24 protein-coding genes are annotated in these 25,437 nt (G+C 68.9%); 23 read left to right on the top strand and 1 reads right to left on the bottom strand.

All coding sequences use genetic code 11. The features are described from left to right. Window positions 1-27: 27 nt before the first annotated feature. From LW840_RS07395 to LW840_RS07370, 6 genes are all read left to right on the top strand, one after another. Window positions 28-1,254 (top strand): ATP-grasp domain-containing protein, encoded by a 1,227-nt coding sequence (locus tag LW840_RS07395; RefSeq protein ID WP_291263701.1) that lies wholly within the window; start codon window positions 28-30, stop codon window positions 1,252-1,254. 246 nt (window positions 1,255-1,500) lie between these two features. After that, window positions 1,501-1,977: a hypothetical protein gene (locus LW840_RS07390; protein WP_291263700.1), complete on the top strand. Its 477-nt coding sequence runs from the start codon at window positions 1,501-1,503 to the stop codon at window positions 1,975-1,977. Window positions 1,978-2,077: 100 nt separating this feature from the next. After that, on the top strand, window positions 2,078-2,629 hold the full coding sequence (pyrR, locus tag LW840_RS07385) for a bifunctional pyr operon transcriptional regulator/uracil phosphoribosyltransferase PyrR (RefSeq protein WP_291263699.1): 552 nt from the start codon (window positions 2,078-2,080) through the stop codon (window positions 2,627-2,629). A gap of 3 nt (window positions 2,630-2,632) precedes the next feature. Continuing rightward, window positions 2,633-3,592: an aspartate carbamoyltransferase catalytic subunit gene (locus LW840_RS07380; protein ID WP_291268045.1), complete on the top strand. Its 960-nt coding sequence runs from the start codon at window positions 2,633-2,635 to the stop codon at window positions 3,590-3,592. Continuing rightward, window positions 3,593-4,891, top strand: a complete 1,299-nt coding sequence (locus tag LW840_RS07375; RefSeq protein ID WP_291268046.1) for a dihydroorotase — start codon at window positions 3,593-3,595, stop codon at window positions 4,889-4,891. A gap of 249 nt (window positions 4,892-5,140) precedes the next feature. After that, entirely contained in the window at window positions 5,141-6,382 is a 1,242-nt protein-coding gene (locus LW840_RS07370) for a hypothetical protein (protein WP_291276726.1), read from the top strand. 94 nt (window positions 6,383-6,476) lie between these two features. Here LW840_RS07370 and rpsT read toward each other — a convergent pair whose 3' ends face one another. Beyond that, the gene (gene rpsT / locus LW840_RS07365; RefSeq protein WP_291263695.1) at window positions 6,477-6,728 is read right to left on the bottom strand and encodes a 30S ribosomal protein S20; all 252 of its coding nucleotides are present in this window, start codon (window positions 6,726-6,728) and stop codon (window positions 6,477-6,479) included. Between the two features lie 406 nt (window positions 6,729-7,134). Here rpsT and LW840_RS07360 point away from each other — a divergent pair, with 406 nt between their 5' ends. The 17 genes from LW840_RS07360 to groEL form a co-directional block, all read left to right on the top strand. After that, window positions 7,135-7,818 carry a site-2 protease family protein gene (locus LW840_RS07360; protein ID WP_291263694.1) on the top strand — a complete coding sequence of 228 codons (684 nt, stop codon included), beginning with the start codon at window positions 7,135-7,137 and terminating at the stop codon, window positions 7,816-7,818. Window positions 7,819-7,828: 10 nt separating this feature from the next. Beyond that, on the top strand, window positions 7,829-8,575 hold the full coding sequence (locus tag LW840_RS07355; RefSeq protein WP_291268069.1) for a ScpA family protein: 747 nt from the start codon (window positions 7,829-7,831) through the stop codon (window positions 8,573-8,575). Then, window positions 8,550-9,104, top strand: a complete 555-nt coding sequence (gene scpB / locus LW840_RS07350) for an SMC-Scp complex subunit ScpB (RefSeq protein ID WP_291263693.1) — start codon at window positions 8,550-8,552, stop codon at window positions 9,102-9,104. The genes LW840_RS07355 and scpB overlap by 26 nt, the downstream gene beginning before the upstream one ends. After that, complete coding sequence (locus LW840_RS07345; protein WP_291276725.1) at window positions 9,101-10,123, top strand: pseudouridine synthase; 1,023 nt, start codon at window positions 9,101-9,103, stop codon at window positions 10,121-10,123. The genes scpB and LW840_RS07345 overlap by 4 nt, the downstream gene beginning before the upstream one ends. Window positions 10,124-10,215: 92 nt before the next feature. Next, complete coding sequence (locus tag LW840_RS07340; protein WP_291268050.1) at window positions 10,216-11,190, top strand: AAA family ATPase; 975 nt, start codon at window positions 10,216-10,218, stop codon at window positions 11,188-11,190. 30 nt (window positions 11,191-11,220) lie between these two features. After that, window positions 11,221-12,192, top strand: a complete 972-nt coding sequence (locus LW840_RS07335) for a DUF58 domain-containing protein (protein WP_291260171.1) — start codon at window positions 11,221-11,223, stop codon at window positions 12,190-12,192. Beyond that, entirely contained in the window at window positions 12,189-13,307 is a 1,119-nt protein-coding gene (locus LW840_RS07330) for a hypothetical protein (protein ID WP_291268051.1), read from the top strand. The genes LW840_RS07335 and LW840_RS07330 overlap by 4 nt, the downstream gene beginning before the upstream one ends. Further along, window positions 13,304-14,350 (top strand): VWA domain-containing protein, encoded by a 1,047-nt coding sequence (locus LW840_RS07325; protein WP_291260169.1) that lies wholly within the window; start codon window positions 13,304-13,306, stop codon window positions 14,348-14,350. The genes LW840_RS07330 and LW840_RS07325 overlap by 4 nt, the downstream gene beginning before the upstream one ends. 7 nt (window positions 14,351-14,357) lie before the next feature. Beyond that, window positions 14,358-16,067, top strand: a complete 1,710-nt coding sequence (locus tag LW840_RS07320) for a VWA domain-containing protein (RefSeq protein ID WP_291276724.1) — start codon at window positions 14,358-14,360, stop codon at window positions 16,065-16,067. Then, window positions 16,064-18,334, top strand: a complete 2,271-nt coding sequence (locus LW840_RS07315; RefSeq protein WP_291276723.1) for an SH3 domain-containing protein — start codon at window positions 16,064-16,066, stop codon at window positions 18,332-18,334. Before LW840_RS07320 ends, LW840_RS07315 begins: the two co-directional genes overlap by 4 nt. Window positions 18,335-18,342: 8 nt before the next feature. Beyond that, on the top strand, window positions 18,343-20,169 hold the full coding sequence (mutL, locus tag LW840_RS07310) for a DNA mismatch repair endonuclease MutL (protein ID WP_291268054.1): 1,827 nt from the start codon (window positions 18,343-18,345) through the stop codon (window positions 20,167-20,169). Next, window positions 20,138-21,139, top strand: coding sequence for a tRNA (adenosine(37)-N6)-dimethylallyltransferase MiaA (gene miaA, locus LW840_RS07305; protein ID WP_291276722.1), 1,002 nt, complete (start codon window positions 20,138-20,140; stop codon window positions 21,137-21,139). The genes mutL and miaA overlap by 32 nt, the downstream gene beginning before the upstream one ends. Continuing rightward, on the top strand, window positions 21,136-22,335 hold the full coding sequence (bshA, locus tag LW840_RS07300; RefSeq protein ID WP_291260164.1) for an N-acetyl-alpha-D-glucosaminyl L-malate synthase BshA: 1,200 nt from the start codon (window positions 21,136-21,138) through the stop codon (window positions 22,333-22,335). The genes miaA and bshA overlap by 4 nt, the downstream gene beginning before the upstream one ends. Further along, window positions 22,332-23,138 carry an undecaprenyl-diphosphatase UppP gene (gene uppP / locus LW840_RS07295; RefSeq protein WP_291276721.1) on the top strand — a complete coding sequence of 269 codons (807 nt, stop codon included), beginning with the start codon at window positions 22,332-22,334 and terminating at the stop codon, window positions 23,136-23,138. The genes bshA and uppP overlap by 4 nt, the downstream gene beginning before the upstream one ends. A gap of 7 nt (window positions 23,139-23,145) precedes the next feature. Further along, window positions 23,146-23,871, top strand: coding sequence for a biotin--[acetyl-CoA-carboxylase] ligase (locus tag LW840_RS07290; protein WP_291273501.1), 726 nt, complete (start codon window positions 23,146-23,148; stop codon window positions 23,869-23,871). Window positions 23,872-24,111: 240 nt separating this feature from the next. Beyond that, the gene (locus LW840_RS07285; RefSeq protein WP_291260161.1) at window positions 24,112-24,399 is read left to right on the top strand and encodes a co-chaperone GroES; all 288 of its coding nucleotides are present in this window, start codon (window positions 24,112-24,114) and stop codon (window positions 24,397-24,399) included. Window positions 24,400-24,426: 27 nt separating this feature from the next. Continuing rightward, window positions 24,427-25,437 (top strand): chaperonin GroEL (gene groEL / locus LW840_RS07280; RefSeq protein ID WP_291276720.1); only part of this gene is annotated, 1,011 nt, incomplete at its 3' end.

The raw sequence follows: 25,437 nt of genomic DNA, 5'->3' as shown, positions 1-25,437 counted from the left end.
CCTCCTCCGACCGTTCATCGGGATTCCATGTCGCAGACCGTTCTCATGATCACCCCGGGGTTCCCCGGGGAAATGCCGCTCTTCACGCGCGGGCTGTCCCTGCAGGGGGCGCAGGTGCTGGGGGTGGCGAATGGACCGGCCCAGGACCTGCCGGAAATGGCACGCCGGCATCTCAGCGACTATCTGCAGGTGCCCGACCTCTTCAGCGATACGGCCAGCGCCATCCTGCAGATCCGTCGGTGGCTGGGCAGCCGCACGCTCGATCGCGTCTGCTGCCTCTGGGAGCCGGGCGTCGAGCTGGCGGCCCACCTGCGGGAGGCGTTCGACGTGCCCGGCCAGCGCTTCGCGCAGGCGGTCAAGTTCCGCAACAAGGACCTCATGAAGCAGGCGCTGGCCGAGGGCGGGGTACGGGTCCCCCATCACGCCGTGGCCAGCAGCGCGGCCGAGGTGTGGGCGGCCGCCGAAGTGGTCGGCTATCCCCTCATCATCAAGCCCATCGCCGGCGCCGGGTCCATGGACACCTTCCGCTGCGACGACGCCACGGAGGTGGCGGCGGCCATCCGTCAGCTCGGCCACATTGAAACCGTCGACGTGGAAGAGTTCATCGACGGCGAGGAGTTCACCTACGACACGATCTGCGCCGGCGGTGAGATCAAGTATTTCCACGTGGGACACTACCGCCCGCGGCCGCTCATTGCCCGCACCAATGAGTGGATCTCGCCCCAGACGCTTTCGTACCGCCATGTCGACAACCCCTGGGTGACCGACGGCATCGCCCTTGGGGAGCAGGTCATTCGGGTGCTCGGCTACGACACCGGGTTCACGCATATGGAATGGTACCGCAAGTCCGACGGCGAAGTGGTCTTCGGGGAAATCGGTGCCCGCCCGCCCGGCGCCCGCACCGTGGACCTGATGAACTTCGCCAGTGACATCGACCTGTTCGCCGGATGGGCCGAGGCCGAACTGCACGGCACCTTCTCCCCGGTCGTCGAGCGAAAGTACAACTGCGCCTGCATCACGAAGCGGGCGCACGGTCAGGGGCGCATCCAGCGCATCGAAGGGCTGGATCGCATCAAGAGCCGGCTGGGCGATGCCCTCTGCGCCATCGATCTCCTGCCGGTTGGCACGCCCCGTCGCGACTGGAAGAGCACGCTGCTGTCGGACGGTTACGTGACCCTTCGGCACCCCGATTGGGACACGTGCAAGGCGCTCGCCGACTTCGTGGGGACCGACCTGCACCTGTACGCGAGCTGACCTGCCGTCGGGCGCCTGCAGAGACCGCAGCGCCGCCGGTGGGTGTGGCGCACACGCCGCACTGCCGGTCGTGTTGTTGCAACGTCCGGCGGTCCCGGCCGGCCGCGCCGGCACCGAAAACTGGCGTGTTCAGAGGGAAACAGGCGCTGGGCCGAAGGCCCCGACGGCGGCACACCGCTTGCCCTACCGGCGTGGTGAAGGCGGCAATTGCCGCGACCGTAGGACACCATTCTGCCGGAACCAGCCATGTCCCCGATCCTCGAAGAACCACCGGTCGATCCCATTCGCAGCTACTTCTCGCAACACTGCGTGCTGCTGACGGGGATTGCCACGGGGGTGGTCGAGGCGCCGGCCAGCGATGCGCTCCAGTCGCCCACGTATCACATGGGACGACGGGACGGACTGCATGTGGTGGTGGCGCACCTGGCCTCGAGCCGCTCGCTCAAGGAAGCGGCCGACAAGTGCGTGGCCTTCGGACGTGGCGTCGAGGAACGTGCCGATTCGCACCCGTACGGCCCGGACTGGTCGCTCGGCTTCGCGCAGGCCACCATGGAGGCGGCCGCCGACATCGCCATGTACGCAGCCACCTCGTACGTGCCGCCCATCGACAAGGCACGGCTCCGGGCCGCGCGTACCGCCGCCCGGCATCTGTCGCCGCTGCATGGTCTCTGGTCGCCCAAGCCCAAGCCCAACGAGCAGCCGCGATCGCACCACGAATGGTAGGCAATGGCCGGATCTCCACGTAGGACGTAAGGGTAGGGGAGCGGCGGGCGTCCGGGGGGGCGCCCGCCGCTTCGTGCGTGGCGCTGTTAACTTGTCCGCCATGCCAAGGAAGCCAACCACCGTGCTGGACGCACGTGCGCTCGACCGCACGTTGCGTCGCATGGCCGACCAGATCATCGAGCTCAACGCCGGCTGCGACAACCTCGTCATCGTCGGCATTCAACGCCGCGGCGTGCAACTCGCCGAGCGCATCGTCCGCATCATCGCGGCACAGGAAGGGGTCACGGTGGCCTCCGGGGCGCTCGACATCACGCTCTACCGCGACGACCTGCAAACGGTGGGGCCGCGCCCCGTCGTCGGGGCGACCTCGCTGCCCTGGGCACTCGATGATCAGCGTGTGGTCATCGTGGACGACGTGTTGTACACCGGACGCACCGTGCGCGCCGCGCTCGACGAATTGGCCGACTTTGGTCGGCCGGCGCGCATTGCGCTCGCGGTCCTCGTGGATCGCGGGGGGCGCGAGCTCCCCATCCACGCCGACATCGTGGGGCGCCGCATCGATGTCGCCGCCGGTCAGCGCGTGGATGTGTGCATCGAGGAACTCGATGGCCGCGACGAAGTGCTCATCGTCTCCCGCGACGAGGAGAGCTGACCCGTGCCTGGCCCCCTCGGCAAGGATCTGCTGGGACTCGCGCCGCTCTCCGCCGAGCAGATCCGGCTGGTGCTCGACACCGCCGTGCCGTTTCGCGAGATCTCCGAGCGCGCCATCAAGAAGGTGCCCACGCTGCGCGGCGCCACCATCGTCAACCTGTTCTTCGAAGCCTCCACGCGCACGCGCATCTCCTTCGAGTTCGCCGAGAAGCGGCTCAGCGCCGACACCGTGAACGTGGCGTCGGCCGGCTCCAGTGTGAGCAAGGGTGAGACGCTCGTCGATACCGCGCGCAATCTCGAGGCCATGAAGATCGACATGGTCGTCATCCGCCACGGGGCCTCCGGTGCGGCGCAGTTCCTCGCCGAGCGCATCGAGTCGAATGTGATCAATGCGGGCGACGGGACCAACGAGCACCCCACGCAGGCACTGCTCGACCTGCTCACCTTGCGCGATCGGTTCGGCGACCTCGCGGGCAAGCGCATCTGCATCGTGGGCGACGTGCTCCACTCGCGGGTGGCGCGCTCGAACATCTGGGGGCTCACCAAGCTCGGCGCCGAGGTGGCGGTGTGCGGCCCGCGGTCGCTGCTCCCCAATGCCATCGAGGCCATGGGGGTCTCGGTGTTCAACCGCATCGAGGAAGCCATCGAGTGGGCCGATGCGCTCAACGTGCTGCGCCTGCAGCTCGAACGCATGCAGGCCGGCTACATCCCGTCGCTGCGCGAATACAATCGCGTCTTCGGCGTCACCAGCGCGCGCCTCGAGAAGGCGTCGCGCGATCTGCTCATCCTGCACCCCGGTCCCATGAATCGCGGCGTCGAGATCGACAGTGATGTCGCCGATGGTCCGCATTCGGTGATTCTCGACCAGGTCACCAATGGGGTGGCCGTTCGCATGGCGGTGCTCTACCTGCTTGCCGGTGGCAAGCCTGAACTGGCTGAAGCAGCCAAGAAAGGAAACGCATAAATGGCGCACCCGATCGGAACGCGCGACCTGCTCATCAAGGGCGGACGCATCATCGATCCCTCGCAGGGGCTCGATGCCGTGGGCGATGTGCTGCTGCGCCATGGCGTGGTGGAGGCCTGCGGCGGTTCACTCGGCACGCCCGATGGGGCAGAGGTGCTCGACGCCTCCGGCCTCGTGGTCGCACCGGGTTTCATCGATGTGCATGTGCACCTGCGCGAACCGGGACGCGAAGACGTGGAGACCGTGGCGTCGGGGGCGCACAGCGCCGTGGCCGGGGGCATCACCGCCGTGTGCGCCATGCCCAACACCAAGCCGGTCACCGACAATCAGGCGGTGGTGGGTTTCGTGAAGCGCCAGGGGGAGAACGCCGGGCTCGCGCGCGTGTACCCGTACGGCGCCATCTCGGTGGGCCAGAAGGGGGAAACACTCGCCGAGATTGCCGAAATGGTGAGCGCGGGCGCGGTGGCCTTCAGCGACGACGGCAAGCCGGTGGAAAGTGCGCAGCTCATGCGCACGGCCCTCGAGTACGCGCGCGCCTTCAATGTGCCCATTGCCGAGCACTGCGAAGACATGACGCTCGCGCGCGGTGGCAGCATGAACGAGGGCATCATGAGCGCCAAGCTCGGGCTCAAGGGCATCCCGGCCGAGGCCGAGGAGATCTACGTCATTCGGGACATCCTGCTGGCCAAGCGCACCGGCGGGCACATTCACCTGTGCCACCTCAGCACCAAGGGCTCGGTCGAGCTGGTGCGGTGGGGCAAGGAGCGTGGCATCAACGTGACCGCCGAGGTGTGCTCGCACCACATCTCCCTCACGGAAGAGGCGGTGGACGGCTACAACACCAACGCCAAGATGAACCCGCCGCTCCGCACCGCCGAGGATGTGGAGGCACTGCAGCAGGGCGTGGCCGATGGCACCATCGACCTGCTCGTCACCGACCACGCGCCGCACCACTACGATGAGAAGGAACGTGAGTTCGCCGATGCCCCCAATGGCATCGTGGGGCTCGAGACGGCGCTGGCGGTCAACACCACGTACCTGCTGCACCGCGGCATCATTTCGCTGTCGCAACTGGTCGATGCCATGAGCTGCAAGCAGGCGAAGATCTTCCGCTTGCCGGGGGGCTCGCTCGCCCGGGGCGCCCTCGCCGACGTCACCATCTTCGATCCGTCGCGCAGCTGGAGCTGTGATCCCACGCGCTTCAAGTCCAAAGGGCGGAACACGCCGTACGCCGGTCATGCGTTTACCGGACAGGCGGTACATACTGTGGTCGGCGGCCGCCTCGTCTACAGCGCCTGACCGGTCCTGCGGGAGGGGACGCGCGGGGTGACGCCGGTCACGCTGCGCGGCTGGCGGGGCGTGCGCTCCCGGTTCATGGTGTCACATTCCATGGCGCCGCGAGCGAAGCGGTAACGTCCGTCACTCTCCTCGGCGTGACAGCGGGTGCCGCTCATCGTCGGCAGTCAGGCAGGTGGTGCTAGCGTCATCCGTTCGTCCCCGTGAGCTTTCCGGAGTTCACCCCTTGTCCATCCTCGCGGAGTAGCCGTCGTGTCCATCGAAGAAGTGCGCGCGCTGGTCGCGGAGCGCCAGCGCTATGACGAGTGGCTTGCTGCCCTCGAGGCCAAGCGCGCCGAGACCCCCGCTCGCGTATTCGAACGGGTCCACGGGGACTACGTGGCCCGTCGCACGGGGGTGTTGACGCAGCTCCGGGCGCACGTGGGCGCCCTCGCCGCGTTCGGCGGTGAAATCGAGCAGCGACTCGGTGACCTCGAAGGACGACTGTCGGCGCTGGAAGAAGAACTCGCCGAAGGGATGCTGCGCAATCTGGTGGGCGAGTACGACCACGAGCGCTGGGACGCGGTGCGGCAGGACATCGAGGCCCGCATCGGTACGCTCGGTGAGGAACGCGGCACGCTGTTGGCAGAAGTGGAGGATGTGCGCGCATTGCTGGCGAGCGCCCGCGTCGAGCCCAAGGCCGAGCCGGCGGTCGGGGCGACCGTGGCGACACTGGCGCCGCTGCCTGAAGGATCGCCCCCCCTCTCCGACAAGCAGCCGAGCAATCCGGCAGCCGCGCCGGCACCCGTTGCCGAGGCGCAGCCTCCGCTCGAGGCGTCGGTCCCCACACCGGTCGTCACGCTCTCCCTCGAGCCCACATCCCTCGTTCGTTCCCCCGCGGAAGAAGAGCGTGCCGCCACGGAACCAGAGCCGCCCCTGCTCGATATCGATGGGCCGGGGATGGCCGATACCCCCGTGCCTGCGGCGGCGCGCCACGAAGGCGTGCTCGCCGACGTGGTGGCGCTCTTCAACACCTCGAGCCTTGCGGCCGTCCCGGAGCCGGAGCGGTCGTCACCCGCCGCTCCCTCGGCAGCGCCCATCGCCACGCCGGCGCTGTCGGCGGAGGCGGTGGCCCAGCAGGCCGAGGTGGACCAGGCGTTGGCCATGTTCGGCAGCGCCACGGGGCCGGCCGACGCGCAGTTCGTGCAGTCGCTGCAGGGCATCGAGCCCGAACACGACACCCGCCGGGAGCGCTCCACCGCAACCGTGACCCCCAAGCCCGCCCCCAAGGCCGCCGATCCGTTCGACGATCTGGCGTTTCTGCGATCGGTCATCGATCCCAATGGGGCCCCCGAATCGGCGCCGCCAGGGGCCGGTCCGTTCGGCAGCGCTGCCCCCACCACCGCTGCCTCGGCCGAGCCACAGAAGACGTTGCGCTGCACCGAGTGCAGCACGATGAACCTGCCCACCGAGTGGTACTGCGAGCGGTGCGGGGGAGAGTTGGCGGCGTTCTGATACGAGTGCGCTGGCGGTTGCTTTCAGCCGGAACGCAGAAGGCCGGTCTCGCGAGAGACCGGCCTTCTGCGTTGAGCCAACCGGCGACCGCGCGTTACGCGGCAGCGGCCTTGTTGGCCTGCTTGGCGATCTTGCTCTTCTGACGGGCCGCCGCGTTCTTGTGAATGAGTCCCTTGCGCGCCGCGCGATCGAGCAACGACACGGCGTTGAGACGGTCATCCGCCGCCGCCGCCGCCGCCTTCGCCTTCTTCACGGCAGTCCGCAGCGCCGAGCGCTGGGCGCGGTTGCGCACCGCTGCCGCACGCGACTTCCGCAAATCCTTCTTCGCGGACTTGATATTCGGCACGAAAAAACTCCTGGGAACTTGTTTGACAGTGACAGAACACCACCCGGCAGACGGATGGAATCCGGCCACGGCGGAACAGACTGGTGAACTTAGGCGAACCCGAGGCGGGGGTCAAGCCGTTGCTACTGCTGCGCGAAGAGCCGTTTCGCACGCCTGTTTCCTGCTTCCCGCCTCCCGCTGCCTGCTCCCTCGTGGGGGGCACGGGGAGGAAGCGGGGGGCAGGTGGCAGGAAGCGGGAAGCCGAGAGCGGGCCTCCCACGCCATGTGGATAACTTTCCGTGTGGAATACTTTTGACTTGCCGTCTCCCGGCGGCTAGACTTCCATGCTCGATTTGCTTGCATTCGCGTTCCGGGTCGAAGCCGCTGCTTCCCCCGTCAACGCCTCCTTTCCTTCCCGGCTGCCGCGGTGGATTTCGCCCAGCAACTTGCCCTCGTCTTCCCGGTCCTGCTCTTCTCGATGGTCGCCCACGAGTATGCGCACGGCTATGCGGCGATGCGGCAGGGTGACATGACCGCCTACCAGCTCGGGCGCCTGACCTGGAATCCCATCAGGCACATCGACCCCTTCATGACCATCATCCTCCCGGTCATGCTGGCGTTCCTGGGCGGTCCCATTTTCGGCGGGGCCAAGCCGGTTCCCGTCAACCCGCGCAACTATCGCCAGTACCGCCGCGGCGACATCATCGTGTCGCTCGCCGGCGTGGCGGTCAACGTGCTCATTGCCCTCGCCTGCGTCCCCCTCATCATGGGCGTCGGGCTGCTGGGGCAGCAGTTCCCGCAACTGCTGCGGCCGCTCTTCGTGCTGCAGCTCATGTTCATGCAGGGCATCGTGCTCAACCTGGTGCTGGCGGCGTTCAATCTCATTCCCATCCCGCCGCTCGACGGGTCGCACGTCTTCAAGTACCTGCTGCCGCCGCAGTGGTCGCTGCAGTACCAGCGCATCGGCGCCGTCGGGTTCCTGCTCCTCTTCGCGCTGCTCTCCTTTGGGCGGCCGCTCGTGAATGCCTGGATGAGTCCCGCGTTCGCCACCGCCCGACTCGCCCAGCAGGTGTACATTCCGTATCTGCTCCCCAACCCTTTCGACGCGTGAACGCTGCGTGATGGCTCCCAACTTTCGCCCCGTCGAGTCCGAATCGTCGTCGTTCGTCATCGAGCTGAGCCAGTTCACCGGCCCACTCGACCTGCTGTTGTCGCTCATCCGCGACGAGCAGGTGGACATCTACGACATTCCCATTGCCCGCATCGCCGAGCAGTTTCTCGCGCGCATCAGCACCCTCGGGCTCGACGAGGCGGCCGATTATCTCGAAATGGCCGCCCGACTGCTGCGCATCAAGGCACAGATGCTGTTGCCACGTGCCGACGGGGAGGACTCGTGGGAGGATCCTCGTGCCGAACTGGTGCGCCGCCTGCTCGAGTACCAGCAGATGCGGGAGGTCGTCGACCTCCTCGAGCGACGCGGTGAAGAGCGCCGGCACCAGTTCGCCAGGCGCTACGTGCATGTCGCGGCCGATATCACGCCGCTCAATGCCCCACTGGCCCTGTCGCTCGGCGAACTGCTCGCTGCGGTCGATCGCGTCCTGCGCACGACCAAGGAACCCAAGTTCCACGACGTCGTGCCGCGGGCACTCGATGTGGCGGGGGCCATGACCACCATCCGCAAGATCATCGCCACGCGGCAGCACGCGCGCTGGACCGATCTGATCGGCCGTGATGCGGAGCCGTGGCAAATCCTGTCCGTGCTGCTGGCCCTGCTCGAAATGGCGAAGCTCGGTGAGCTGCGTATCGCGCAGCACCGTCCGTTCGCCTCCGTGGAGATTACCCGTGACGCCATTAGCGAAGCTGCTTGAAGCGGCGCTGTTCGCCGCCCCGCGGCCCATTCCGCTGACGGCGCTGGAGGCCCTCGATCCCGAGTCGAGCCCCGCCGCCGTGGCCGCCGCCTTGGATGAACTCCGCGAGCACTACGACGTGGATGGCCACGGCGTGGAGCTGGTGGAGCAGGGTGTGGGCTGGCAAATCCTGACACGGGCCGAATACGCCGAAGCCATCGAACGCGCTCAGGTGGCCGTGCGCCCGCAGAAGCTCTCCGCTGCGGCGCTGGAGACGCTCGCCATCGTGGCCTACCGGCAGCCCATCGGACGCGCGGAGATCGAGGAGATTCGCGGCGTCGCCGTGGGGTCGGTGCTCAAGTCGCTGCACGAACGCAACCTCATCGATATCGTGGGGCGCAGCGAAGGCATCGGTCGCCCACTGCTCTACGGCACCACACCGCAGTTCCTCGAGCAGTTTGCCCTGCGTCACCTCGAAGAGCTTCCGCGCGCCGATGAACTGGCCATCGCCTTGCGCGGCGCGGGGAACGCCGCGGTCGTGCCCGAGTGACGCCGCCACGTCGGTCCGGCGGTGACGGCGGTGGCCGCAAGGCCCCCGGCGGCAAGGCCCCCGGCGGCAAGTCCACGGGCGGCAAGACGCGCGGGAAGCCGGGCGATGGGCGTCCCGGGACGGTAGCGCCCGCCCGGGGGCGCGGTGCTCCGACCGGCGCGTCACCCACCAACCGCGACTTCGCCGCCGCCCGCGTGGAAGCGCGGCGCGGCGCGGCGCGGACCGGCGCGAAGAAGACCGGCACGTCTGCCCCAGCGGCCGCCGGCAAGGCCGGCAGCACCACCAAGGCACGCGACGAAGGCCCCATGCGCGTGCAGCGTGCCCTGGCGCGGGTCGGGGTCGTTTCGCGCCGCGGCGCCGATCAGGCCGTCGCCGACGGGCGGGTACAGGTCAACGGCACGGTGGCGCAGATTGGGCAGGTCGTCGATCCTCGGCGCGACGTCATCACCCTCGATGGCGTGCGGGTCGAGACGCACGTGACCGAGCACCGCTGGATCGTGCTCAACAAGCCCGCCGCGGTCATGACCACCCGCCGCGATCCGCAGGCCCGCACCACCGTCTTCGACCTCGTCGAGGACGTCCCGGGGCTCGTGTACGTCGGACGGCTCGACTTCATGACCGAGGGCGTGCTGCTCCTCACCACCGACGGCACCGCCGCCCACGCCCTCACGCATCCGAGCCGCGAGGTGGAGCGCACCTACGTCGCCACCGTCCGCGGCGACGCCTCCACGGCCGCCCGCGAAGCGCGCGACGGCGTACAGCTGGAGGACGGTCTGGTCGTGCCGCGTGACGTTCAGGCTTATCCGCTGGGTTCTCGGCGGTGGGCGTTCGAGATCACCATCACCGAAGGCAAGACCCACGAGGTGCGGCGCATCTGCGACGCGCTGGGGCTCGAGGTGGAGCGACTCGTGCGCGTCAGCTTTGGCCCGGTAAAGCTCGGCACCCTGGCGGCGGGAGAGGCCCGGGCCCTCACCAATGCCGAACGCACGGTGCTCGACGCGCTCATCGCCCAGCGCTAGCCGTACCGCGGCGGCACGCGGAGCAGACCGAACGTTGCCGGGTATGGAGGCGCAGGCATGCACAACTTCTTCAGTCAGAGGAGCAGGGATCCGTGACCACGAGTGTCGCCACGTCGCATGACGCGGCTCTGGTGCAGGGGGTGGTGCGCGAAGTCGCGCGTCGCATCGTCGGTCAGGAGTACATGGTCGAGCGCCTGCTCATCAGCCTGCTCACCGGGGGCCACGTCCTGCTCGAGGGCGTTCCAGGCCTGGCCAAGACGCTCACGGTGCGCACCCTGGCCGAAACGGTGCGCACCTCGTTCCAGCGCATTCAGTTCACCCCCGACCTGCTCCCCGCCGACGTCATCGGCACGCAGATCTTCGATCAGCCTACGGGGGAGTTTCGCGTCAAGCACGGCCCCATCTTCGCCAACATCATCCTCGCCGACGAAATCAATCGCGCGCCGGCCAAGGTGCAGGCGGCACTGCTCGAAGCCATGCAGGAAAAGCAGGTCACGATCGGCGGCACGACGTACAAGCTCGCCGAGCCGTTCCTCGTGCTCGCCACGCAGAATCCCATCGAGCAGGAGGGCACGTATCCCCTGCCGGAGGCGCAGGTCGACCGCTTCATGATGAAGCTGCGCGTGGGATACCCCACCCGGGCGGAGGAGAAGGAGATCCTGCGGCGCATGGCCGGCGGCGACCAGACCACCATCGTGCCCGTGGCCTCCCCCGAAGAACTGCTCGACGCGCGCCGGCGCATCGCCGAGCTGTACATGGACGAGCGCATCGTCGACTACATCGTCGACCTGGTGCACGCCACCCGCCATCCCGCGGAAATCGGCGCCCCCGATCTCAAGCCGCTCATCGAGTTCGGCGCCTCGCCGCGCGCCACCATCGCCCTCGGGCAGGCGGCGCGCGCGCATGCCTTCCTGCGTGGCCGGGCCTTCGTCACCCCCGATGACGTGAAGAGCATTGCCCCGGATGTGCTGCGCCATCGCGTGCTCACGTCGTTCGAGGCCGACGCCGAGGGGGTCACCAGCGATACCATCGTGGCGCGCCTGCTCGCCGTGGTGGACGCGCCGTGAATCGCGGTCGCTGAGAAGCCGGACGGTCCCGTGAGCGTCCTGTCCATCGCACCGGCAGCCGTGCTGCGGCAGGTGCGTCGCATCGAGGTGCGTACGCGCCGCCTGGTCGATTCACGCTTCGCCGGCGAGTATCGGTCGCTCTTCAAGGGGCAGGGCATGGAGTTCGCGGAAGTGCGCGAGTACCAGCCCGGCGACGAGGTGCGCTCGATCGACTGGAACGTGTCCGCGCGCATGGGGCGCCCCTTCGTGAAGCGCTACGTGGAGGAGCGTGAGCTCACCATCATGCTCGCCCTCGACCTGTCAGGCTCGTCGCGCTTCGGCACGCGGGCGCGCTTCAAGCACGACCTGGCCATCGAACTGGCCGGGGTGCTCGCCCTCGCCGCGGTGCGCAACAACGATCGCGTGGGGCTCATGCTTTTCAGCGACCAGGTCGAGCATGCGCTCCCCGCGCGCAAGGGTCGCAAGCACGCGTTGCGCCTCATTCGTGATCTGCTCACGGTGCAGCCGAAGGGGCGGGGCACCTCCATGACGGTGGCGATCGACCGGCTCATGCGCCTCCTGCCGCACCGCAGCGTGGTCTTCCTCGCCTCCGATTTCATTGCGGCCGATGTCGAGAAGCCCCTGGCACGACTCGCCCAGCGGCACGATGTCATTGCCGTGACGCTCGAGGATCCGGCCGAGCGGGTGCTGCCCGACGTGGGCCCCGCACGACTCGAGGACCCCGAGAGCGGAACCGTGGTGGAAGTCGACACGTCCCACCCGGCCGTGCGCAGTGCCTTCGCGCAGCGCGTGGCCGCCGAGGACGAGGCGCGGCGCACGCTCTTCGGCCGCCTGGGACTCGACGAGATCATCGTGCACACCGAGCACGGCTACGTCGATGCGTTGCTGGCCTTCTTCCGGGCCCGCTCTCGACGACCGCACGGCGCCGTACGCACCGGTCCCCGTGGGGCACTCGGTGACGCGGCGCTGGCCGTGGAAACGCGCACGGTCACGCGCCGATGACGTGGCGCCGCCTGTGCCGCTCGGTTGGCGTCGCGCTCGCCTGCGGCCCGGCCACGGCGATGCGGCCGGCCGGGCTCGCGGCGCAGGCGAAGCCGCCCGCGGCTGCCGATACCGCCTTCCTCACCGCGCGCAGCGGAGGCCGCGTGCAGGCCGGCTCACTCGTGCAACCCGACACGGTCGAAGTCGGCGACCCCATCACGTTCGTCGTGACGGTGGCCGTGCCGGAGGGCGCACGGGTCGAGTGGCCCAGCATTGCCGACTCGGCGGCCACCGTGGCCATGCGCGAACCGGTGCGCATCACCGATCAGGGGATGGTCAACGGGCAACGCCGCGAGCGCGCCGTGTACACGCTCAGTGCATGGGATGTCGGGGCACTCCCCATCGACATGCCCGACGTCGTGGTGCGCATCGATACGGCGGTGGTGCGCGTGCCGCTCACGAACGCCCGTGTGTTCGTGCGCAGTGTGCTCCCCGGCGACAGCACGCAGCACATTCCCAAGCCGGCGCGTGAGCTCTTCCCGCGTGTGGTGCCGTGGTGGCAGCAGTGGTGGCCGGCGTTGCTGGTGCTGGCGGCGTTGGGCGCGCTCTGGTGGTATCGCCGCCGTCGGCGCCGGGCGCCGGCCGTCAGCGTGGCGCGTGACACCCTCGATCCGTTCGCCAGAGCCCGGCATGAGTTCGAGCGACTGGAGCGCCTGGGCCTCGCCGATGCCGGCGAGGCCGGACGATACGTGGCCCTCGCGCTCGACGTGCTGCGTCTGTACCTCGCTGAACGTCTGCCATCGGCGGCGCTGTCGCTGACCTCCGGCGAGCTGGTCGCCGCCATCGGTGACGACGAACGCGTACCGCGCGATCGCCTGCGGTCACTGCTCACCGATGTCGACGGCATCAAGTTCGCGGCACGCCTCGTGTCGCCGGCGCGTGCGCGGGAACTTGCCGGCACGGCGCGCGTGATCGTCGATGAGATCGAGGCGGTCGAGCAGGCGCGGCAGGCGGCGGCCGAGGCGGCACGTCGGGCCGCGCTCGAAGCCGCCGCACGTGAGCGTCGGGACAGCGAGGACGCGGCGCGCCGCGCGTCCACAGGGCCACGCGGGCCCAAGGCCGGAGCGGGCGTATGAACACCGCCGATTCGCTCGGAGCCTACTGGCTCGAGCAGCTCGCCGGCCTTTCGCTCTTCGGTCTCTCGTTCGCTCGGCCGTGGGCGCTGCTGTTGCTGCTCCTCCTGCCGCTCTGGCTCTGGTGGTTGCGGCGCCACGAAGCCTCACGGCGTACCATTCCGTTCTCGCGCGCCGACATGCTCGCGCTTGGCCCGCGTCCCGCGTTGCGCTTCGTGAAGTGGATCCCCTGGCTGCGCGCGCTGGCGCTTGCCGGCGTCATCGTCGCCGTGGCGCAGCCCCGCTCCGGGGCTCGGGCGTCCACGGTCAACAGCGAGGGGATCGACATCGCCCTCACGGTGGACATTTCGAGCTCGATGCTCGCCGAAGACTTCCAGCCGCAGAACCGCATGGAGGTGGCGCGCGAGAAGCTCAAGCGCTTCGTCATGGCCCGCACGACCGATCGCGTGGGGCTCGTGGCCTTCTCCGGCGAAGCGCTCACGCAGGTGCCGCTCACGACCGACTATCCCGTCGTGCTCGCCGCCATCGACAATCTGCAGGTGGGCCAGCTCGAAGACGGCACGGCCATTGGTACGGCCATTGCCACGGCGGCCAACCGGCTGCGCAATTCGCCGGGCCGGTCGCGGGTCATGGTGTTGCTCACCGACGGCGAGAACAACCGCGGCGCCATCGACCCGCGCACGGCAGCGCAAGCCGCGGGCGCGTTCGGCATTCGCATCTACACCATCGGCGTTGGCAGCGAAGGCATGGCCCCGGTGCCCGTGGGGCGTGGACTCTTTGGTCTGCGCTACGAAAACCGGCCGGTCAAGATCGACGAACCGCTGCTCACCGAAATCGCCTCCACCACGGGAGGCCGCTACTTCCGCGCCAAGGATGCGGCCGCGTTGCAGGCCATCTACGACCAGATCGATCAGCTGGAGCGCTCTGCCGTGGAGGCGAAGTCGTTCATCCGCTATACCGAGCAGTTCCGTTGGCCGTTGCTGCTCGGCGTGGTCGCGCTGCTGGGGGAGCTCTGGCTTCGCGCGCGGCGCGGGGTGCTGCCGTGAGAACCGCATGAATCTGCTCGCGCCGCTCACCGTCCCGCTCGGCGACAATGTGCCGCCGCTGGTCTTGGACGCCCCGTGGCTGCTGGTGCTCGCCGTGATGCTGCCGTGGGCCGTGTGGTGGCTGCGGCGGCAGCGCCGCGTCCAGCGCACCCAGCGGCTGGCCCGCTTTGCCGAGCCGGAGGCGTTGCAGCGGCTGGTGCCGCAGGCGGCAGGCGACCGCCGGCGCACCTGGCGCCTGGTCCTGGCTGCGGTGTGCATCGGTCTTGCCATGGCCGGCCCGCGCTGGGGGCTCGCCAGCGGACCGGTCAGTGCGCGGGGCATCGACATGGCCATTGCGCTCGATGCGTCGCTCTCCATGATGGCGCCCGACGAGAAGCCCAATCGCCTCGAGCGCATGAAGCAGGAAGTACGGCGGCTGCGGGCCATGTCGCAGGCAGATCGCGTGGCCCTCATGGCCTTCGCCGGTCGCAGCTACATCCTCACGCCGCTCACCTCCGACGACGGCGCGATCGAACTGTTCCTGGAGAACCTCGATCCGAGTGTGGTGGGGCAGGCCGGCAGCTCGTTGGCCAGGGCACTGCGCCAGGGCACGGAACTGCTGCTCGCCAGCGACGGCAGCGCCGATCGGGCCCTGGTGCTCATGACCGATGGCGAGTCGTTCGACACCGCCGAGGACGTGGAGACGGCGGCGCGCGAAGCCGGCGCCAAGGGCATCAGCGTGGTCACGGTGGGCTTCGGGACCACGGCGGGCAGCACCATTCCCGTGCGCGACGGTTCGGTGGTGAAGAACAAGGTGGATGACGAGGGCAACGTGGTCGTCACCCGCTATTCCCCCACGCTGCTCGAACAGGCGGCCACGGCAGCCAACGGCACCTTCATTCCCGCGGAAGCGTCCGACAAAGCCTCGCGCATTCGGGCCACGCTGCGCACGCTGCGCACGGCCCGCCGGTCGATCGATACGCGCGAAGATCACGTCCCGCGTTTCCTGTGGCTGCTGGTACCGGCGTTGCTGCTGCTGTGCTGGGACACGTGGCGGCTCGTCATGCCCCGCCGTCACCCGGCGCGGCAGCCAGCGGGGGCGCCGGTAAGCACCCTCATGCTCCTCGCCCTCATCCCCTCTGTCGGCGTGGCCTGCAGCCGCGAACCGGATCCTGCCGCCCTGTTCGCCGAGGGGCGCGTCGCGGAAGCCGTGGCGGCCTATCGTGCCCTGGTCGCCCAAGGTGACAGCTCCGCGCGTACCTTGTACAACCTGGGTTCGGCCGTGCTCGGCGCCGACTCGCTGGCGGAAGCGCAGGCGCTTCTGGACGCGGTGCGCAAGAACAGCGAGGGCGACGTGCGCGCCCGCGCGCGATTCAACGCCGGGCTGGCCGCACTCAAGCAGGGACGCCTGCCGGACAATCCCGACGCGGACCAGCAATTGGCTGCCGCGCGCGCCGCCTATCGCGCGTTCCTCACCGAACGGCCCGGGTACGCCGACGCGAAGTGGAATTACGAGTTGGCGCTTCGCAAGCAGCCGCCGCAGAGCGGAGGCGGTGGGGGCGGGGGCGGCGGTGGCAACAACCAGAACAACGACCAGCAGCAGGAGCCACAGTCCGACGGCGGGCTCGACCAGCGGCAGGCTGATGCGTTGCTCAACAGCGCGGCACGGGAAGAGAAGGACGTGCAGGGACGCAAGCAACGGCAGGGACGCGTCCCTCCCGGTGGGAAGGACTGGTGAGCCCCGTATTCTGGCAGCGGGCGCGGCGGGTGCTCGCGCTGCTGACGTGTACCATGTGGCCCGCGGTGAGCGCGGCGCAGCCCGCGCCCTCGCCCACGGCCATCGTGAATCGCATTCGGAGCACCGGCAATCGCCCCATCGACTTTCACGCGGCCGTTTTCCCCGATTCCGTCTACGTGGGGCAACAGGTCACCTACCAGGTGGCCGTGCTGCTCAGCGACGATGCGCGCAGCCGCTTGCGCCGCAATCCGGAGTTTCTGCCGCCGGAGCTGCGCGGGATGCTGGCCTTTGAGCTCGGCACGCCGAGGCGGGTCGCCGCCCGCAGCTACGGCGGCGGGCTCGCGTACGAGGCGCATGTCTTTCAGCGCGCGCTCTTCGCCGTGACCGCAGGGCTGCTGCAGGTCCCCGCGCCGCAGCTCACGTACAGCCTGCCGCAATCGCCGAGCTATTTCAGCCGGGAAGACCGCTACGTGGTGCGCGCCGAGAGTGCGCACGTCGTGGTGCGGCCGCTGCCCACCGAGGGCCGCCCCACCGACTTCACCGGCGCCGTCGGTGTGCTGAGTGCCACGGCGCGATTCGACAGCAGCGCCGTGCGGGTGGGTGACCCGCTTCTCTTTACGGTGCGGCTCGAAGGCGTGGGGAACGTGCGCCTGCTGCCCGCGCCGGCCCTCGAACTCTCCTGGGCCACGGTGGTGCGGGGCAGTGAACGTGTGCGGGTCGATACGACGGGGACGCTCGTGCGCGGCGTGAAGGAGTTCGACTACCTGCTCACCCCCACGCGCGATGGGCCGGTCACGCTGCCCGTGGTGCGCTATCCGTACTTCGATCCCTATCGCGAAGCGTATCTCGTGGCGGAGACGCGCCCCGCCGACGTGCGCGTCGCCGCGGGAGATCTGGCCGAGAACGCCACGGTCGAGGACGGTGAACAGACGGCGTTGCGTCCCTGGCGGCATCGCACCCCCGTCACCCTTGACACCGTGACCGCCGGGTGGCGCATGGTGCTGCTGGCGTTGTTCGTGCTGGCGCCGCTGCCGGCCTTCGTGATGCGCTGGCAGCGGGCGCGCCGGCGACGGGCCGCGTTGGCGCCAGCACCCGGCACTGCCCGCAAGCGCGAGGCACAACCGGACGACCACAGTGCGGCCGGCGTGGCCCGCCGCACCCGTCGCACGGTGCTGGGGCAGCTCGCCGCACGCCTGCAGGCACCCGTGGCCGATCTCGTCACGCCGGCTGATGTCGAACGCATCGTGCGCCGCCGTGGCGTGACGCGCGCCACGACGCGCGAGCTGCTGCAGCTGCTCGACGACCTGGCGGTGGCGGGCTTCGCGCCTCACGGGCACACCGATGCCGCGCCGTCATCGCTCGAATCACGCGCCGCCCGATTGCTCGAACGCGTCCACGAGGAAGCCGTGACACATGGCCGCACGCGCCTCCTGGCCCGTCGCGGGCGACGTCTCGTGGGCGTCGCCCTCATCCTCGCGCCGGCGGCACTCTGGAAACCGCTCCCGGCCGGGGCACAGGAGCCGGTGCCGGCGTCATCACCGCCCTCGGCCGCGTGTGAGCGCCCCGCGGGCGACGCGGCGCGCGGGGCGGCCCCTTCGGTACTCGATCTCCTGGTGGGCGAGGGAACCGCCGCGTACCAGGCGCGACGCTTCAGCAGCGCCGCCGAACGGTTCGCCGGTGCCGTAGCCACGTGCCCGGGTGATGTCGACCTGCTGGTCAATTGGGGCGCAGCAGCATGGGCGGCCAGCGATACCGTGTCGGCCGTCATCGCCTGGCAGCGTGCGGCCCGGCTCGATCCGCTTGCCGCCGATATCCAGGGCGCGTTGTCGTTATTGCCGAGCGGCGCACGCAACGGCCTCGCCGACATTCCCATGATCCCGGTGGTACCGTTGGCTCTCATGGCGCTGGTGTCATGGTGCGCCGGCTGGTTGCTGTTGGCATGGGTATGGCGCACGGACCGTGGCGGCACCTGGCAGTCGTCACTCGCCACCGTGCTGGTGGCTGCAGCGCTGGCGGCGGGAGCAACCGCGTGGTGGGGGCACCGGGCCCTCGACGCCTCGGCGCTGGCCGTGGTGCGTCGTCCCGAGACGCTGCGTACGGCCCCCGGTTTCGAGGCGGCAACGATGGGTGGCGTCTCCACGGGCGATGTCGTTCGCCTGCTGACCAGTCAGGAGGGCTGGTCCAGCGTGGCGCTTGCCGACGACCGCACCGGGTGGATCCCCGCGGCCCGTCTCGCCCCGCTCGTGGACCGTTCCGCCACCCGATAGACTTCGGGATGTCGCGAATCGCCGTTCTGCCAAGTGCTGTTGCCGACCAGATCGCCGCTGGCGAGGTGGTCGAACGTCCGGCATCGGTGGTCAAGGAGTTGGTGGAGAACGCGCTCGACGCCGGCGCCACCACGGTCGATGTGACCGTCGAGGACGGCGGTCGTGCGCTCATCCGCATTGCCGACGATGGCTCCGGCATGGACACCACCGACGCGGTGCTCGCCCTTTCGCGTCATGCCACGTCCAAGATCTCCTCTGCCGAGCAACTGGTCGGGGTGCGCAGTTTCGGTTTTCGTGGCGAGGCGCTGCCGGCGATTGCGTCGGTTTCCGAGTTGCAGATCGAGACCGCCCCTGAGGATGGCGCCGGCACCCTCGTGCGCGTGGCCGGTGGTGCATTGCAGGAAACGCGTGCCGCCGCGCGACGCCGTGGCACTACGGTGTCGGTGCACCGCCTGTTCTTCAATACGCCGGCTCGGCAGAAATTCCTGCGCAGCGCGCGCAGTGAATGGCGTGCGATTCTCGACGCCATGCACGCCATTGCCACACTGCGTCGCGATGTGCACTTCGTGCTGCGCCACGACGGCAAGGTGGCGCTCGATCTGCCGGCGGTGCCCACCCTGCGTGCCCGGCTGGCCGCGCTCTGGGGCGCGCGCGAGCTGGAACGCTTCGTCGATGTCGACGACGTGCAGGGCCCGGTGCACGTGACCGGCCTCGTGGAACGACCGGCAGATGTGGGCACGGCCTCCCGGCGCGTGCTGCTGATCGTGAACGGCCGATTGGTGCGCGATTTCGGCCTGGTACGGGCGGCGGAAGCGGCCTACAAGTCCACACTGCCGGCGGGCGTGCGGCCGTCACTGGTCCTGATGGTGCATGTGCCGGGGGCCGATGTGGACGTGAACGTGCACCCGGCCAAGGCCGAGGTCCGGTTCCGCGATCGCTGGCCCATCGAACGGGCGGTCGAACAGGCCGTGCGGCGCGCGCTCGGCGTGTTCGAGGCCTCGGCCGATATCGGTGGCTGGCGCACCTGGTCGCCGACCGGGGCAACGTCGACGGCATGGCGCAGCGCCCCCGTGGCAATTGAGCCGGCCACCTTGCGCACGCCGAAGGCGCTGGATGGCCTCTTCGCACCACACGACGCGGCGGCGGCCCCCGCCTTCGACACACCGCCCTGGGAATCGCTCGCGGAGGAAGTGGGCGGCGTGGGCGCGCCCGCGCCGGCACCGCTCGAGGGCGACGCCCACGTGGCCACGCCCCACGAGCCCATGGTCGTGCCGCCGTTGCTGCAGCTGCGGCGGACGTATCTCATGTTCGAACACGACGATGGCGTCATTCTCATCGACCAGCATTCGGCGCACGAGCGCGTGCTCTACGAGCAGTTCCTGGGGGTGCTCGAACGCGGCGAGGCACCGTCGCAGCGTCTGCTCTTCCCAATGACGCTGCACCTTGCCCCCGCCGAGTCGGAGGCGTTCGAGAGCAGCCGCGACCTGTTCGTGAAGCTCGGCTTCGAGATCGAGCACTTCGGCGGCCATACCCTGCTCGTGAACGCCGTGCCCATGCCGCATCCGCGCTTCGATGCCGAGCGCTGCCTCCGTGACACCCTCGCGGCGATGACCGGGGATCGGGCCCCCAGCACGCAGGCGCGTCACGAACGGCTGGCGGCCACGTTCGCGTGCAAGGCGGCCGTCAAGGCCGGCGACACGCTGTCTCCCGGCGAAATGCGGGCGCTCTACATCGCGCTCGCGGAAACCCGGTTGGCCGCGCACGATGTGCACGGCCGGAGTACCATCGTCCGTCTGTCGTGGGATGAACTCGATCGCCGCTTCGGCCGCAAGTGAGGCAACGGTGACCACCGCGCCGCCCGACACGGCGGAGCCGGCACTCGCGTCTCCGGTGGCGTGTATCGTGGGGCCCACGGCGGCGGGGAAGAGCGCGCTGGCCATGCAACTCGCCGAGGCCCGTGGCCTGACCATCGTGAGCGCCGACTCCCGGCAGCTGTATCGCGGCTTCGACATCGGGACGGCCAAACCGTCGGCCGACGAACGGCGGCGTGTGCCGCACTTCGGCATCGACATCGCCGAGCCCGCCGAGCGGTACTCCGCCCGACAGTGGGCGGCGCAGGCCGCCCAGTGGTGTCGCGCCAGCCTCGACGCCGGCAGGCGGCCGGTGATCGTTGGCGGCACGGGGCTCTACGTGCGCGCGCTCGTGCACCCGCTCGACGCCGTGCCGGCGCTCGATGCCGCGCGCCGGGCGCAGCTCGAGCCGTTTCTGGCGGCGCTGCCGGCCCCGGAGCTGCAGCGATGGTGCACGCGGCTCGATCCCTCCCGGGCGCATCTGGGGCGTACGCAGTGGCTGCGCGCCATCGAGACGGCCCTCCTCGAGGGCACCCGCCTGAGTGCGCACCTCGGGCGGAGTGAGCCCGCGGCGCGACCCGCCCGTTACCTTGTCGTGGATCCCGGGCCCGTGCTCGCGGACCGCATCACGCGTCGGGTACACGACATGATCGCCAACGGCTTCGTCGAGGAAATCGTCCACTTGCGGGAGCAGATCCCCCCTGACGCACCGGCCTGGAAGGCCAGTGGCTACGGGGCGGTGCGGGATGCCGTGGAAGGACGATGCACGCTCGACGCCGCCGTGGCCCGGGTGGTCATCGAGACGCGGCAGTATGCCAAGCGGCAGCGTACCTGGTTCCGGCATCAGTTGCCCGCCGCCTCCGTGACCCACGTGAACCCCACACACCACGAAGCCCTCGATCAGGTGCTGGCGTGGTGGGATGGGATTCCTCCGCTCTCGGGAGTGAACGCATGAAGATCGGCATTACCTGCTATCCCACGTATGGCGGATCGGGGGCGCTGGCCACCGAACTCGGGATTGCCCTCGCCGCTCGCGGGCACGAGGTGCACTTCATCACGTACGCGCAGCCGTTCCGTCTCCCCAGCTTCCTGCCCCGCGTCTACTTCCACGAGGTGGACGTGGGGCGGTACCCGTTGTTCGAGTATCCGCCGTACGACCTCGCCCTGGCCGTGCGCATGCACGAAGTGGTGCGCGATCATCAGCTCGATGTGTTGCATTGCCATTACGCCATTCCGCACGCCACCAGCGCGTGGATTGCCCGGTCCATGCTGCGAGAGGAAGGGCGAGACGTGAAGGTGGTGACCACGCTGCACGGGACCGACATCACCATCGTGGGACAGGAACGGTCGTTCTTCTCCATCACGAAGTTCTCGATCGAGAAGTCGCACGCGGTCACGGCCGTGTCCGAGTACCTGCGCGATGAGACGTATCGGGCGTTCGGTTGCGTCGGCTGTCAGGTCGAGGTCATTCCCAATTTCATCGATCCTTCGCTGTACGACCGTTCGCGCCACGTGTTTCCCATCCCCGCGGATGTCACGCGGGGGCGGAAGGTCATCATGCACATCTCCAACTTCCGGCCCGTCAAGCGCGTGCGCGACATCGTGCGCACCTTCGCGCGGATCGACCGGGACGTCCCGTCGGTGCTCATCATGGTCGGCGACGGTCCCGAGCGCGTGGAGGCCGAGGCCGAGGCCCGGGAGCTGGGGGTGAGCGAGCACGTCCACTTCCTCGGCAAGATCGACACGATCGCTCCGTTGCTCGCCGGGGCGCATCTGTTTCTCCTCACCAGCGACAAGGAGTCGTTCGGCCTCAGTGCCCTCGAGGCCCTGGCCACCGGCGTGCCGGTGATCGGTGCGCACGCCGGCGGCCTCCCCGAGGTCGTCCGACACGGGGAAACCGGGTTTCTCTTCCCCGTGGGGGACGTCGAGAGCATGGCGCAGGCGGGCATCCAGTTGCTTGCCGATCCCGTGCGATGGCAGGCCATGAGTTCCGCCGCTGCTGCTGACGCGCGGACGCGCTTCAGTGAGGCGGCGATCGTGGCGCAGTACGAAGCGCTCTACGAACGCACTGTCGGGACGGCACCGGCGACTGCCGGTCCGGACACCGATGGCGGCGTGGCGCCGCTTCCCACCCTTTCCGTTCCCTCGTGACGATCTTTCAGGCCATCGTGCTCGGTCTCGTGCAGGGCGTGACCGAACTGCTCCCCGTGTCCAGTTCGGCACATCTTGCGCTGACCCCCTATCTGCTTGGCTGGAAGGATCCCGGGCTGTCATTCGATGTGGCCTTGCACCTTGGTACGCTCATGGCGCTCATGTGGTACTTCCGGGTCGAGTGGATCGACATGACCCGCAGCGCGTTCCGCATCGCGCGCACGCGGCGCATCGAGACCGCGCACGAGCGCCGCCTGCTGTATCTCATCGTCGCCACCATCCCTGCCGGGATCGGCGGGCTGTTGCTCAACGATCTCGCCAAGACCACCTTCCGCTCGCCGTACATCATTGGCACGACGCTCATCGTGCTGGGCATCCTGCTCTGGGCCATCGACAAGTGGAGTGTCCGCGCGCGCAACATCGAGGAGATCACCATGCGTGATGCCATCATCGTGGGATGCGCGCAGGTGTTGGCGCTGGTACCGGGTGTCTCGCGCTCGGGGTCAACCATCACCGCCGGACGCCTGCTGCATCTCGACCGGCCGAGTGCGGCGCGCTTCAGCTTCCTCATGAGCATGCCCATCACCCTGGCCGCCGTCGTGAAGGAGGCCCCCGAGGCGTTCAGAACCGATGGGGTGTCGGTGCCGCTTTTCTACGGTGTGATCGCGGCGGCCGTGAGCAGCTGGCTCGCCATCACGGTACTGCTGCGATACGTGAGCAAGCACAGCTTCGGCATCTTCGCCCTCTATCGCGTGCTGCTGGCGGGCGTGGTGTTCTACACGCTGGCGACGCGCGGCGCCTGATGCGCGCGTGACCGCTCCCGCGCCCTCGCTGGCGGCGCGCCTTGGCCTGGCGCGCCTCGAGTTCCACGGGCAGGTCACCTCCACGATGGACGTGGCGCACGCCCTCGCCGCGGAGGGCGCGCCCGCGGGGACGCTCGTGGTGGCGGCGTCGCAGGCGGCGGGTCGTGGTCGGGGTGGCAAGTCGTGGATATCCGAACCCGATGCGGGGTTGTGGTGCACCCTCATCGAGCGGCCCACCGACAGTGGCGCGGTGGAGGTGCTGGCGTTGCGTGTCGGACTCGAACTGGCCACGGCGCTCGCGTCGTGCGTGGACGGTCGCATCTCGCTCAAGTGGCCCAATGACCTGCTGGTCGAGCGCCGGAAGCTGGCCGGGGTGCTCATTGAAGCGCGCTGGCGCGGAGCGCGCCCCGATTGGGTCGCGATCGGCGTCGGCATCAATCGGCGGGTGCCGGCGGATCTTCCCGCGACGATCGCCGTGCGTCCGGATGTGTCGCGCGAGGCGTTGCTGGAGGCGGTGGCGCCGGCGCTGCGCCGCGCCGCGTCCGCTATCGGTCCCCTCTCGGCGGCCGAATTGGCGGCATGGAAGGCGCGCGATGCGGCGGTGGGGCGCCGCGTGACGGCCCCCGCGGCGGGCACGGTCACGGGGATTGCCGCGACCGGGGGCCTCTGCATCCGTGGCGACGATGGCTCCGACCAACGGTGTCAGAGCGGCTCCCTGATCTTCGCCGACTGAACCAAAAGACCTGCCATTGTGGCCAACCGTACGGGCCGGCGCTTGCCACCTTGGCGGTCAGCCTGCCTAACTGGCAAGTTGCTAAGCGCTTGCAATTCATGGGTTTAGGTGGCCATCGCCCCCCTTGACGCGCGACTCGGCGTCGCCTAGGTTTCCTTCCGTTAGCACTCGTCTCGAATGAGTGCTAATGCAATTCGTCCTGTTCGTTCCCCTGACCCTGTTCGCAGGAGATCAATCCGTATGTCCAAGGTCGCGCCGCTCGCGGATCGCGTTGTCGTGAAGCCGCTCGAAGAGGCGGAGCAGATGCGCGGTGGGCTGTACATCCCCGATACCGCGAAGGAAAAGCCCCAGCAGGGCAACATCGTTGCCGTTGGCCCGGGCCGTTTCGAGAAGGACGCCCGTGTGCCGATGGACGTCAAGGTCGGTGACAAGGTGCTGTACGGCAAGTACAGCGGCACCGAAGTGACGATCGAGGGCGAGCAGCTCCTCATCCTGCGCGAGTCCGATATTCTCGCCGTGATCAACTGAACCGCACCCTAACTCCATTCAGCTACCATGGCAGCCAAGGAACTCCATTTCAACGTTGAGGCGCGCGCGGCACTCAAGCGCGGCGTCGATCAGCTGGCCGAAGCGGTGAAGGTCACCCTCGGCCCCAAGGGCCGTAACGTCGTCATCGACAAGAAGTTCGGCGCGCCCACGGTCACCAAGGACGGCGTGACCGTCGCGAAGGAAATCGAACTCGCCGATCCCATCGAGAACATGGGCGCGCAGATGGTGAAGGAAGTCGCGACCAAGACCTCCGACCTCGCCGGTGACGGCACCACCACCGCCACGGTGCTCGCGCAGGCGATCTTCCGTGAGGGCCTCAAGAACGTCACCGCCGGCTCCAACCCGATGGCGCTCAAGCGCGGCATCGACAAGGCCGTCGCCCAGATCGTCGAGGAGCTCAAGAAGATCTCCGTGCCCACCACGGGCAAGAAGGAAATCGCGCAGGTCGGCACCATCTCGGCCAACAACGACCCCGAGATCGGCAACCTCATCGCGGAAGCGATGGAGAAGGTCGGCAAGGACGGCGTGATCACCGTCGAAGAGGCCAAGGGGCTCGAGACGACGCTGGAGACGGTGGACGGCATGCAGTTCGATCGCGGCTACCTCTCGCCGTACTTCGTCACCGATCCGGAGAAGATGGAAGCCGTTCTCGAGAACGCGCTTATCCTCATCCACGACAAGAAGATCTCGGCCATGAAGGACCTCCTCCCGGTCCTCGAGAAGGTGGCGCAGCTCGGCAAGCCCCTGCTCATCATCGCCGAAGACGTCGAGGGCGAGGCGCTGGCCACGCTCGTCGTGAACAAGCTCCGTGGCACGCTCCGCATCGTCGCCGTCAAGGCGCCGGGCTTCGGTGATCGCCGCAAGGCGATGCTGCAGGACATCGCGACGCTCACCAAGGGCCAGGTCATCTCCGACGAAGTCGGCTTCAAGCTCGAGAACGCGGTCCTCACCGACCTCGGCTCGGCCAAGCGCATCGTGATCGACAAGGACAACACCACGATCATCGACGGCGCCGGT

It is taken from the genome of Gemmatimonas sp. (assembly GCF_021298855.1).
Classification (GTDB): Bacteria; Gemmatimonadota; Gemmatimonadetes; order Gemmatimonadales; family Gemmatimonadaceae; genus Gemmatimonas.
Note: the sequence above shows the minus strand (reverse complement) of the source record. Positions and strands in the feature narration are given on the sequence as shown.

Excerpts from the sequence above, each read along its gene's own strand:
- LW840_RS07285 (WP_291260161.1), top strand. The coding sequence starts at position 24,112 with ATGTCCAAGGTCGCGCCGCTCGCGGATCGCGTTGTCGTGAAGCCGCTC.
- LW840_RS07395 (WP_291263701.1), top strand. The coding sequence starts at position 28 with ATGTCGCAGACCGTTCTCATGATCACCCCGGGGTTCCCCGGGGAAATG.
- pyrR (WP_291263699.1), top strand. The coding sequence starts at position 2,078 with ATGCCAAGGAAGCCAACCACCGTGCTGGACGCACGTGCGCTCGACCGC.
- LW840_RS07320 (WP_291276724.1), top strand. The coding sequence starts at position 14,358 with ATGAATCTGCTCGCGCCGCTCACCGTCCCGCTCGGCGACAATGTGCCG.
- LW840_RS07390 (WP_291263700.1), top strand. The coding sequence starts at position 1,501 with ATGTCCCCGATCCTCGAAGAACCACCGGTCGATCCCATTCGCAGCTAC.
- LW840_RS07330 (WP_291268051.1), top strand. The coding sequence starts at position 12,189 with ATGACGTGGCGCCGCCTGTGCCGCTCGGTTGGCGTCGCGCTCGCCTGC.
- mutL (WP_291268054.1), top strand. The coding sequence starts at position 18,343 with ATGTCGCGAATCGCCGTTCTGCCAAGTGCTGTTGCCGACCAGATCGCC.
- LW840_RS07325 (WP_291260169.1), top strand. The coding sequence starts at position 13,304 with ATGAACACCGCCGATTCGCTCGGAGCCTACTGGCTCGAGCAGCTCGCC.
- LW840_RS07355 (WP_291268069.1), top strand. The coding sequence starts at position 7,829 with ATGGCTCCCAACTTTCGCCCCGTCGAGTCCGAATCGTCGTCGTTCGTC.
- bshA (WP_291260164.1), top strand. The coding sequence starts at position 21,136 with ATGAAGATCGGCATTACCTGCTATCCCACGTATGGCGGATCGGGGGCG.
- miaA (WP_291276722.1), top strand. The coding sequence starts at position 20,138 with ATGAACTCGATCGCCGCTTCGGCCGCAAGTGAGGCAACGGTGACCACC.
- LW840_RS07375 (WP_291268046.1), top strand. The coding sequence starts at position 3,593 with ATGGCGCACCCGATCGGAACGCGCGACCTGCTCATCAAGGGCGGACGC.